Below are 10,815 nucleotides of genomic sequence, written 5' to 3'. Positions count from 1 at the left end.
CGTAGGCATAGGCGCAAATCGGATGCCAGTCGGTTGGGCCGTGCAGTATTGTGAGGAAAAGCCTACCATTCTACGACAGATTCCTCTGCGGAAGATCTTTCTTTCTCCATGTTACCCAACGGCAACTGTTCCCTGGGGGGCTTTGAGGGGGATCTGGCGGGAGCAGAAGATCGAGCGCTTGCGGGAAGCGGCCATCGATGCGCTCGCCGTGAAGGACCACAAGGCCGCCAAGACCGTAGTGTCGGAACTCCTGAACCTCTACGGCTCCCGGGCCGGCGCCGTCCAGGGCAGCGCCCGGCTCATGAACGTGATGGACGAGATCATCGACGCGGACGATCGCCTCGCCATGGCCGAGCGGGAGCTTCTTGCGCCTCTCGATGCCCAGGCGAAGCGCGCCATCGCGGGGGCGGCCAAGCAGGTTTCCCTGGTCACGGCCGTGAGCCCCCGGGCCATCGTGGACGTGGCTTTCGTGATCTTCGCGGCCGTGCGGCTCCTGCGGACTCTCGCGCGGATCTATGGCGGCCGGCCGGGCCTCTTCGGCTTCCTGCGCCTCGCCAAGGCGGCCTTCAATCACCTTGCCGTCACGGGCGGCATGGCGGTGGGCGACAGCGTCCTCCAGCAGGTCCTCGGGCTCGGCCTCGCGGCCCGGATCTCGGCCAAGCTGGGCGAGGGGGTGCTGAACGGCCTCATGACGGCCCGGTTCGGCCTCGCGGCCCTGTCGGTCTGCCGGCCGCTGCCCTTCATCCGCGAGGAGGCCCCGAAGATCGGCGACGTGGCCGGCGAGCTCGTCAGCCGCACGGAGGCGGCGGCGACCTGAGGCATGGGAAGTCAGGTCCTCGGGTGCTGCAGGAAGAAGCGCATTATCTCTCTGCTGGCATCGGGGCCGCGGGGTTCGGTATAGGAGCCGGCCGGGCTCCCCCCGGACCAGGCATGGCCCATCCCATGCAGGACCCATTGTTCGAGCACGGGATGTCCGGTCTCGTCCGATTGGACGCTGCGCGTATAGGCGATGCCGCCTGGAGACACGCCGCGATGGACCTCCATGTTCAAAGCCGCCGCTGCCTTGGACTGAGCGATCACCTGATCGCCGTTGAGGGGATTGACGGTGGTGTCGCGGTCGCCATGGAACACGATCGTCGGAACGGGGGCCGTGAATCCGCCAGACCAATCCGTTTTTCTCGCCGTTGCGGATCCGCCCTGCCGCATCGCCTCGAAGGCTGACGGCATGTCGCGGGCCGCGCCGCAGGCCAATCCCGAATGGACCCCGATGGCGGCATAAAGATCCGGGTAGGTTGCGCCCATGACGGCCGCAAAGGCCCCTCCGGCCGAAAGGCCCGCGACATAGACGCGTTCGGAATCGACCGCAAAATCGCGCATGACCTCGCGCGTCATGCCGGCGATGAGCGAGGGTTCGCCCCGATCCCGCTTCTGGTCGCCTGCCTTGAACCAGTTCCAGCATTTCGAGGCATTGGCCGAGGGAGCCTGCGCCGGGTAGGCGACAAGGACTGTATGTTCCTCGGCGAGGTCGTTCATGCCGGTGCCGACGGCGAAATCGTCGGGGGACTGGGTGCAGCCGTGGAGCATCACGACGAGCGGGACCGCCTCGCCCAGGTAGCCGCTCGGAACGTAAAGCTTGTAGGTCCGGCTGCCGGCCACATCGGCGTAAGTGCGCTCCTCGAAACGGGCGCCTTCCGGAACCGGCTGGTCCCGGACCGCGGGGCGGCGCAGGGTTTCGCTCAGGCCACCGCCCTGGCCCAGACGGTCGAGGAGCGTGTGGACCGTCTTCGGGAACGGAGACCCGCCCTCCATCGTGGATCCGCCCATGGGCGGGGTTCCGAGCGCTTTCTGGAGGACGCCCATGGCTTCGTCGAGGCGCCCCTCGCGGGTGAGACGGGTCGCCTCCATCATGTCGATCTTCGAAAGCACGGCCATGAACTTGGTCCTTATTGTTGGCAAAGGTCTAAAAGAACAGGAGGCCACCGTCCGCCGGGGAGGAGGCCACGAGGGGAAACGTCAGCGGATGCGGTCGCCCAGAGCCGCCTTCACGGCCGGGCTCGCCTGCAGCGCACCAAGGACGTGAATGGACGCGATAGTGTCCCGGGCAAGCTCCGGCGAGACGTCGTTCGCGATCACCGCCAGCCCGAGAACCTGGATATGCAATGTCTCGCCGGCCGCCCGGACCTGCTCAAGGTCCCGGCGCGTATAGTGATGCAGGCCAAGATCGAGCCGGTGCCGGGCCACCGATTGCCGGACCGCGTCGCCGTGACGGTCGAGCTGGTTGCGGATGGCGGTCCGGATGAAATCCGTGCGATTGGAATAAAAACCTTCCTGCACCAGAAGATCGATGTGCCCGAGATCCACGTAGCCGAGGTTGATCGTGATCTTCTCGGTTTCCGGGATCCGCGGCCTGAGATCCTGCACTCTCGTCATTGGCATCATCCATATACCATCTGCATGGATGGTATATGGATGATGCCGGATGAATTACAAGGGTTCTGACTCCTGTGTCCAATGCGCGGACCGAGCGAACGCGTCGTTATGTCTTGGCCTCCCGGGCATGTCTGCGGAGCGAAGAGCAGCATTGCGCCGCCGTCACCCCCTCTCTGCAGGGAGCGGCAGCGCGCCACCCTCTGGAGCGTTGACGGCGGCGGCGTATTCCCGCACAAGGACCCGCCTTCTGGCGCGGAAGGGAGCGTGGCGCGCCGTCTGACCCGTTCCGATTGCGATGCTCTTCAATTCGTTCGTCTTTCTCTTTGCCTTTCTTCCCATTGCGCTTCTGGTGCATTGGCTCGTGGAGCGCTTCAGGCCCGAATGGCGCCTGCCGGTGCTGCTCCTCCTCTCGCTCGTCTTCTATGGCTACTGGGACTGGCGCTTCGCGCCGCTCCTGATCGTCTCGATCCTGGTCAACTGGCTCGTCGCCCGTGCCTTCATCCGCTCCGGGCGGGATGTCCTGATCCCGCTCGCCATCGGCGCGAACCTGATCGTCCTGGCGATCTTCAAGTATTTCAATTTCTTCGCCGACCTGGCCGACATGATCCCCGGGATCGCGGCGCCCCATTACGACATCGCCCTGCCGCTCGGCATCTCGTTCTTCACCTTCCACCACATCATGTACCTGACGGATTTGAAGGCCGGCAAAGCGCCGCGCTTCGATCTCGTCCGCTACGGCCTCTACATCGCGTTCTTCCCGCAGGTGCTGGCCGGTCCGCTGGTGCGCTGGAGCGAGATCATGCACCAGTTCGAGGAGCGGCCCTATGCGCGCTCCGACGCTGCGGAGCGCTTCGCCCGCGGCCTGATGCTCCTGGTCTTCGGCCTCGCCAAGAAAGTGTTCCTGGGCGATCAGCTGGCCGAATACGCCAACCCGATCTACCAAAGCGCCATGGCCGGCCACGCCATCGGCATGGGCGAGGCCTGGCAGGCGGCTTTGGGCTTCACGTTCCAGGTCTATTTCGATTTCTCGGGCTATACCGACATGGCCCTCGGCCTCGGGCTCCTGTTCGGCATCGTGCTGCCGCAGAACTTCGACTCGCCCTACCGGGCCATCTCCCTGCAGGATTTCTGGCGGCGCTGGCACATGACCCTGTCCCGCTTCCTGCGGGATTATCTCTACATCGCCATGGGCGGTAGCCGCCGGGGCCTGGCCATCCAGATCGGCGCGCTCACGGCCACCATGACCCTCGGCGGCCTCTGGCACGGGGCGGGGCTGACCTATGTGGCCTGGGGCTTCATGCACGGAGTGGGCCTTGCGGCCAACACCCTGTGGCGCAAGGCCGGGTTCACCATGCCGAAGATCCTCGGCTGGTTCTGCATGTTCAGCTTCTTCGTGCTGACCATCATCGTGTTCCGGGCCCAGAGCTTCGATGCGGCCTGGCGCATCTATCAGGGAATGCTCGGCCTCGGGGCCGACGGGGCGGGCATGAAGTGGCGGGCCATCGCTGTCGGCGCGGCCTTTGCGTTCATCGGGCCGACTGCCTGGACCCTGGTCCACAAGCTGCCGCCCCGGCGCTGGATCGCGCTTCTCTTCGCGCTCCTCTTCGTGATCGTCTTGTTCAAGATCGGCGACGACGTGAACTATGAATTCATCTACTTCCAGTTCTGAGGCCATCGCGGCCACCGAAGCCACCGAGACGTCCTGGCGGCGCTTCTCGGTCTTCCTCGTCGGCTTGACGGTTGCGGCCGTCCTCGGCGTCATCGCGGCCGCCTACGTGATCGACCCCTATGATACGGGCCGCTCCCTGCTTTTCGGGCGTGAAGGCGTGCGTCCCCAGGGTCCCCGCACGGCCAATGCGAGCCGGGGGCGCGATCCCTCCTTCGATGCGGCGATCTTCGGCAATTCCCAGATCCAGCTCCTGTCCCCGGATCGGCTGAACAAGCGGACCGGCTTCAACTTCCTGCAGCTTGCGGTCCCGGCCACCGGGCCGAAGGAGCATTTCGTCCTCATCGACTGGTTCCTCAAGCACCGGAAGGGCCCCGTGAAGGCCCTCGTGGTCGATTCCGACGAGACCTGGTGCACCTCCGACCCGGAGATGCCCAATTTCCGGCCGTTCCCGTTCTGGCTCTACGCTGCAAACCCCGTGGAATATGCCAAGGGGTTGATGCGCTACGACATCCTCGAGGAGCTGCCGCGCCGCTTCGGCTACGTATTCGGCAAGAATCCCGCGCGGGCACGCCCGGACGGCTACTGGGACTACGAGCCCGACTACCTGAACCTCGGCTATGACACCCGCCCGGAGGTCCGCGCCCGGCTCGAAAAGCCCTATTTCGCCAGCGAGCCCACCTTCGAGCGAGATCCCAAGGAAGGGCAGCGCAAGTTTCCGGTGGCCGACAAGCTGAAGGCCCTTGCGGAGTCCCTGCCGGCCGAGACTGCGCTCATTGTCGTTCATCCGGCCCGGTACAAGAGCTATCTTCCGCCCGAGCGGACGGAGGACGGCTACCTCGACAAGGCCTGCAAGGCGGCCATGAAGGCGGCTCTGGCCGGGCACCCCAGGAGTGCCGTGGTGGACTGGCGAATCGACAGGCCGGAGAACCACAATCCCGATTACTTCTTCGACCTGAGCCATTACCGGCAGCCCATCGCCATGGCGATTGAGAACGATATCGTGAAGGCTTTGGAGAGCCTGCGCTAGGACATCGAACCTAGGGCGGTCTCGTATTTCTGGGGTCGGACAGACGCATTCCGTTCGAAAGGACGCCGGATCGTGCGCGCCGCAGGGCTTGCGGCAGCTCGGCCTGCGCCCATCGGCCGACTCGGCTTCAGGGCTGGTCCATTGCCCTTCCGGGGGAGGGGGCTCCTTCGGGCTGCGGCGTCTTAGACAAATCGATGACGCTCTTGCGCGTTGTCCCGGGGCTCGCTTGGCGATATAGGGGCGCCACAGTTCATCGGGGATAAACGGCCCACAATGACAAGCACCGTAATCGATGAGGGTTATCGTCCGACTGAGGACGAGCCCTTCATGAATGAACGCCAGCGGGAATATTTCAGACGTAAGCTTATTCGGTGGAAGGGCGAGATCCTGAAGGAGGCCCAGGAAACCCTGGCCGCCCTGCAGAGCGAGAACGAGAACCATCCCGATCTCGCAGATCGCGCTTCCTCCGAAACGGACCGGGCCATCGAGCTCCGGGCCCGGGACCGGCAGCGCAAGCTGATCGCCAAGATCGATGCCGCCCTGGCGCGGATCGACGATGGCACCTACGGATATTGCGAGGAAACGGGCGATCCCATTTCGCTCAAGCGCCTCGAGGCCCGTCCCATCGCGACCCTGTCGCTCGAGGCGCAGGAACGCCACGAGCGCAACGAGCGGGTCTACCGCGACGATTGATCCCCAAAGAGAAAGGGCTCCGGAAACGGAGCCCTTCTTGTTTGGAGCATTCGTCGCAGGGCTTACGTCAGCCCTTGCTGGCGGGATCGCGCGGGCGTCCCAGGAGCCGGGCGAACTCGGCCTCGATCTCCTCAACCGAGAAGGGATCGCTCACCTTCGGGGCTGAGGCCGGCCCCGGAGCCGCTTCAGCCTGAGCCGGGGCGGCAGGGGGCGGTGGGGGCACGGGCGCAGGAGCGACCATTGGCTGCGGCTGTGTCGCGACGGGGCGCTCAGGTTCCGGGGCAGGGCGCGGCGGTTCGCGGTGCTCCGGCTCGGGCAGCTCAGGCTCCTCGTCCTTCGTGGCCGGGACCAGGAGCTCGTCCTCGTCCAGATCGTCGCTGATCTCAGGAATGTCGTCCATCGGCCCCGCGACCGGCTCTTCGAGCGGCAGGGGCTGCGGCGGCGCGACCGGCTGGGCCGGACGCTTGAGGGCTTCCTCGAGCTGCTTCGCCATGTCCGACAGGATGGCAGCGTCGGGTGTTTTCGTCTCGACGGGCATCGCGAGAGGCGGCAGCACTACCTCGGGCGCGGGCGCGGGCGTCGGGGCAGGCGTCATCGGAGGCTGGGGCGGCACCGGGGTCGGACGCGACTGGAACGGTGGCGGCGGTGTGACGGGGCGCGGCTCCGGACGGACCGGAGGCGGCTCCGGACGCACGGGCGGAGCCGGAGGCTCATGCGTCGCCGGAGCGCGCAGGAAGCTTGCCGGCGGCGGCTCCTGAGGCCGCATGGGCTCCACGCTGGCCGCAGCCGTGACCGTCACCTGGTCGGGCTTGAGCATGGGCTCCGGCCGGGCAGGTGCCGGGGCCGTGACGGACGCGACGGGGGCCAATTCCTGATCTACGTCGGATTCTTCGGAAGGGCGCCGGATGAAGGCGCCGAGCTGGGCGGCAAGCTGCGTCTCGATGGACGGACGTCCGGACGGCTCCACCTGCGGGCGCGGGGCCTGATCGAAGGACGGCTCGAAGCGCTCCGGCGCTCCCGCGTCGGGAGCCGGAATGCGGGCGCCGGCGACGCGGACGATGTTGGTCTCGATCACCACGTCGTTGAGACCGCCGATGAGCAGGAGATGCTCCACGTTGTCCCGACGCAGCAGGACGAGCTGCCGCTGCCGGTCGAGATCGTAGATGTCGACCACGCCAAGGCGCGGCTGGCGGCTGCGTCCCCGGTCATGGCCCGGGAGCATGAGGCGTCCGCCCGTCAATTTGCGAAGAACCAAGCCGAAGAGGGCAACCAACACGAGGATGATCGCGAATGCGATGACGTATTGGGCCGCTCGTGACGCTTCGATACCTAAAAGAGATTGCACGATGAACTCTCAAGCGTTGGGAAGACCTTGCCAGGCCCTGTTCTCGATGCCGTTTGTATCACATCGAGAACCGAAGCGAGCAGCAAGGTTAACAGATGGTTAACGACCGCGACGGTGCCCTGGAAGTCTTTCAATATGTTGATTTGATGTCCGGCGCCTCCGTCCTGCGTCGTCATGAACGGGAAAGGCGCGGGCTTCGCTCTTGCGAAGGGCCGGTATCCATGGGATGCCCGCAACACTGGAACTCACGAAGGGGCGAATCCATGCCGCTTTTCCGGGGAAGCATCGGCATTCCTCTCGTGGCCGCTCTCATGGCGGCCGGCGGGTGCGCCGGTCCTGAGGATCCCGCGGCCGAGAAGGCGACCTGGTCCGGTCAGCTGGGATCCCGGCTGAAATCCGGCATGCAGGCTATCCAGGACGTCACTCCGGATCTGCCGCGCGTCTCGCGGATCGTCTACGGCTCCGAGCGCTGCCACGTGACGGAGGAGGGCGAGACCGATTGCGGCAGGGCCGCCCTGAACATCTGCAAGGCTCAGGGATACGAGGCCGGCCGGGCCATCGATACCGCAAGCGTCAATGCCTGCCGTCCCCGCTCCATCGAGCAGATCCAGACAGGCGACGGCCCTTCCTGTCGGACCAAGTACCAGGTGACCGCCGCGCTGTGCTGGTAGGGCACCGGCGGACCGCCGGAAATCCAGCCTCGCCGCGACCGGCCCGTTGAGGCGTCCGATTGCCGGGTCATGACCGCGAAGGGCGATGACTGATCCGGCATCGTCGAAACTCTTGCCAAGACCTTCAATCTAAACACAAATGCGCTTCTGGGCGCTGGCGTCCAAGCGGCCGGGTGTCTGCGAGCGGCTTCCGGCGCTTGGTCCCGCAGGCGCGATCGCCTTGGAGCATAGGGCGAAGTCGGCGTCCGGTTTTTCGCTTCGGCGACGCTCTGATCTATAGAGGAGGCATCGCATCGATCCCAAAAGCGCAATCCACTTTTGGGGACGATGCTTTAGAGGTCGGTCAAGAATTTCCGGATAGGATGGGCGCATGACGCGTGTCCGCCGCGCCGGATGCCGAAGCCGAACGCGCCGTTCCTCGGAGAGATAGAAAGCCCATGGCTCACCAAGGCGAGATGCCCAAGAGCGCAACGATCGACCGGTCCGACCGGCACGGCCATATCGGGCTGGTTCTCCTTCTGGCGGCCGTCCTGGTGGGTGCGATCCTCGGCCTGCGCTTCCTCGAGCCCGATCAGGCGCAGCTCCTGATCCTCGGCCTTCTGGCCTTCTTCGCCATGGCGGGCGTGTTCTTCCTGTTCGCGGCTGCGATCGGCGTGATCCGGTTCTCGGGCCGGACGGTGCGCAACGACATCACCAAAGTAATCGCCGACACGGCCGCCGAGGGTGTGATCGCCGTCGAGGACGACGGCCGCGTCGTCTATGCCAACGAGACCTATCTTGCCATGGCGGGCGCCTCCGTCGCGGGCGACGTGCGGCCGGTGGAGCGTCTCTTCACCGGGGCGGCCGAGGTGTCGGAGGCCATCTATCGTCTCGCCCAGGCGGCCCGCGAGCATCGGTCCGGCGCGGAGGAGATCCGCCTGTCGCCATCCCTCGGCGGGGCGCAGGAATTCGGCTGGTATCGCGTGCGCGTGCGGCCGTTGCCGCGGCCGGGGGGGCGGGAGGCTTCGCTCTGGTCCATCGCGGACGTGACCCACGAGCGGGAGCGCCAGGAAAACGTTTTCCAGGAATTGCAGCACGCCATCGATTATCTCGATCATGCGCCTGCGGGTTTCCTGTCCATCGATCCGAACGGGCGGATCGTCTATCTCAACGCGACCCTCGCCTCCTGGCTCGATTACGACCTCGCCCAGGTCGGCTCCGGAGGCTTGAGCCTTTCGGACATCGTGCCGCGCAACGTGGTGGCGATGATGACCTCCTTCTCGGGCGACCCCGGCAGCGTCCGCACCGAGACCTTCGACCTCGACCTGCGGCGGCGCAACGGCCAGTTCCTGCCCGTGCGGCTCTATCACCGCATCGCCTTCGGGCAGAACGGCCGCATGGGCGCTTCCCGCACCCTGGTCCTCAACCGCTCTCCCGGCCTCGATGTGGACGAGGGTCAGCGGGCTGCGGAAGTGCGGTTCGCCCGCTTCTTCAACAACACGCCCATCGCCATCGCGACCGTGAACCGGGCCGGCCGGATCGTGCAGGCGAATGCCCCGTTCACGCGGCTGTTCGGAACCCTGCCGCGCACCGGCGAGAACGGGGAGGGGCCATCGATCATCGAGGCATTCCGGGCCGGGGAGGGCGCACAGGTAGAGGCGGCCCTGAAGGCGGCCGCCGAAGACCGCAGCGACATTCAGCCCCTCGAGCTTCACACGGCGGGCAGCAACGGCAGTTCTGTCCGGGTGTGGGTCACGTCCGTGGGCCTGACCGGAACGGACGGAGAGATCGCCGTTCTCTATGCGCTCGACACCACCGACTTCAGGAAGGTCGAGGAGCAGCTCGCCCAGTCGCAGAAGATGAACGCGGTCGGCCAGCTCGCCGGGGGCGTGGCGCACGATTTCAATAACGTGCTCCAGGCGATCATCGGCTACAGCGACCTCCTGCTCGGCAGCCACCGGCCGACCGATCCGTCCTTCCAAGACATCATGCAGATCAAGCAGAACGCGAACCGGGCCGCGAGTCTCGTGCGTCAGCTGCTCGCCTTCTCGCGCCGGCAGACCCTCCGGCCGGAGGTGCTCAACCTCAACGACCGGCTCTACGACCTGTCCATGCTCCTCAAGCGCCTGCTCGGCGAGCGGGTCGAGCTCGACCTCAACCACGGCCGCGACCTGTGGTTCGTGAAGGCCGACCTGAACCAGTTCGAGCAGGTCGTGATGAACCTCGCGGTGAATGCCCGGGATGCCATGCCGGACGGCGGCAAGCTGTCGATCCGCACGGCGAACGTCAGCGAGGCGGAGGCCGCGCGCCTCCATGTCAGCGGCATGCCGCCGGCCGAATATGTCATGGTCGAGGTGGCCGATACGGGCACCGGCATGGCGTCCGACATCCTGGAGAAGATCTTCGAGCCGTTCTTCACCACTAAGGAGGTTGGCAAGGGCACGGGGCTGGGCCTGTCCACGGTCTTCGGCATCGTCAAGCAGTCGAACGGCTTCATCGACGTGGATTCGCAGGTCGGCGGAGGCACGATCTTCCGAATCTACCTGCCGCGCCACATTCCCGAAGTTCAGGAACAGCCCGAAGCCGCGAAGGAAGACACGGCCAAGAAGCCCGCAGCCGACATGACCGGGCAGGGCACCATCCTGCTGGTCGAGGATGAGGACCCGGTCCGCGCCGTCAATGCCCGCGCCCTCTCGGCCCGCGGCTACACGGTGCTGGAGGCCGCCTCCGGCATCGAGGCTCTCCAGGTCATGGAGGAGCGGGGCGAGCCCGTGGATCTCGTGGTCTCAGACGTGGTGATGCCCGAGATGGACGGCCCGACCCTGCTCGGCGAGTTGCGCCGGCTCTATCCGGACCTCAAGGTCATCTTCGTGTCGGGCTACGCCGAGGATGCCTTCCGCAAGAACCTGCCGGAGGGGGAGGAATTCAACTTCCTGCCCAAGCCCTTCAGCCTGCGCCAGCTGGTCGAGACCGTGAAGCAGGTGATGGGGCGGTAGAGCGA

At 65.9% G+C, this 10,815-nt stretch carries 8 protein-coding genes and 1 pseudogene; 6 read left to right on the top strand and 3 right to left on the bottom strand.

Annotated features, from left to right (window positions below):
- Positions 1-133: 133 nt before the first annotated feature.
- Positions 134-817, top strand: a pseudogene (locus tag C4E04_RS13405) (YcjF family protein); the annotation flags it as partial.
- Positions 818-828: 11 nt separating this feature from the next.
- On the opposite strand, the gene C4E04_RS13400 reads toward C4E04_RS13405, so the two are convergent.
- Together C4E04_RS13400 and C4E04_RS13395 are read right to left on the bottom strand one after the other, a co-directional pair.
- The gene (locus tag C4E04_RS13400; RefSeq protein ID WP_109598015.1) at positions 829-1,932 is read right to left on the bottom strand and encodes a PHB depolymerase family esterase; all 1,104 of its coding nucleotides are present in this window, start codon (positions 1,930-1,932) and stop codon (positions 829-831) included.
- A gap of 81 nt (positions 1,933-2,013) precedes the next feature.
- Positions 2,014-2,439 carry a CopG family transcriptional regulator gene (locus tag C4E04_RS13395; protein ID WP_210204573.1) on the bottom strand — a complete coding sequence of 142 codons (426 nt, stop codon included), beginning with the start codon at positions 2,437-2,439 and terminating at the stop codon, positions 2,014-2,016.
- Between the two features lie 286 nt (positions 2,440-2,725).
- On the opposite strand from C4E04_RS13395, the gene C4E04_RS13390 reads away from it, so the two are divergent.
- From C4E04_RS13390 to dksA, 3 genes are all read left to right on the top strand, one after another.
- On the top strand, positions 2,726-4,099 hold the full coding sequence (locus C4E04_RS13390) for an MBOAT family protein (protein WP_109598012.1): 1,374 nt from the start codon (positions 2,726-2,728) through the stop codon (positions 4,097-4,099).
- Complete coding sequence (locus tag C4E04_RS13385; RefSeq protein WP_109598011.1) at positions 4,074-5,126, top strand: hypothetical protein; 1,053 nt, start codon at positions 4,074-4,076, stop codon at positions 5,124-5,126. Before C4E04_RS13390 ends, C4E04_RS13385 begins: the two co-directional genes overlap by 26 nt.
- 273 nt (positions 5,127-5,399) lie before the next feature.
- Complete coding sequence (dksA, locus tag C4E04_RS13380) at positions 5,400-5,819, top strand: RNA polymerase-binding protein DksA (protein WP_109598010.1); 420 nt, start codon at positions 5,400-5,402, stop codon at positions 5,817-5,819.
- A gap of 67 nt (positions 5,820-5,886) precedes the next feature.
- On the opposite strand, the gene C4E04_RS21585 is transcribed toward dksA, so the two are convergent.
- Positions 5,887-7,164 carry a hypothetical protein gene (locus C4E04_RS21585; protein ID WP_256385739.1) on the bottom strand — a complete coding sequence of 426 codons (1,278 nt, stop codon included), beginning with the start codon at positions 7,162-7,164 and terminating at the stop codon, positions 5,887-5,889.
- Between the two features lie 263 nt (positions 7,165-7,427).
- Between C4E04_RS21585 and C4E04_RS13370 the strand changes: the two genes are divergently transcribed.
- Together C4E04_RS13370 and cckA are read left to right on the top strand one after the other, a co-directional pair.
- The gene (locus C4E04_RS13370) at positions 7,428-7,835 is read left to right on the top strand and encodes a hypothetical protein (RefSeq protein ID WP_109598008.1); all 408 of its coding nucleotides are present in this window, start codon (positions 7,428-7,430) and stop codon (positions 7,833-7,835) included.
- A gap of 437 nt (positions 7,836-8,272) precedes the next feature.
- A complete protein-coding gene (gene cckA, locus C4E04_RS13365; protein WP_109598007.1) occupies positions 8,273-10,810 on the top strand; it encodes a cell cycle histidine kinase CckA in 2,538 nt (845 codons plus the stop codon).
- Positions 10,811-10,815 lie beyond the last annotated feature (5 nt).

Origin of the sequence: Microvirga sp. 17 mud 1-3 (assembly GCF_003151255.1) — a bacterium.
In the GTDB taxonomy this organism is placed as follows: Bacteria; Pseudomonadota; Alphaproteobacteria; order Rhizobiales; family Beijerinckiaceae; genus Microvirga.
This window is presented reverse-complemented; position numbering and strand designations above follow the sequence as displayed.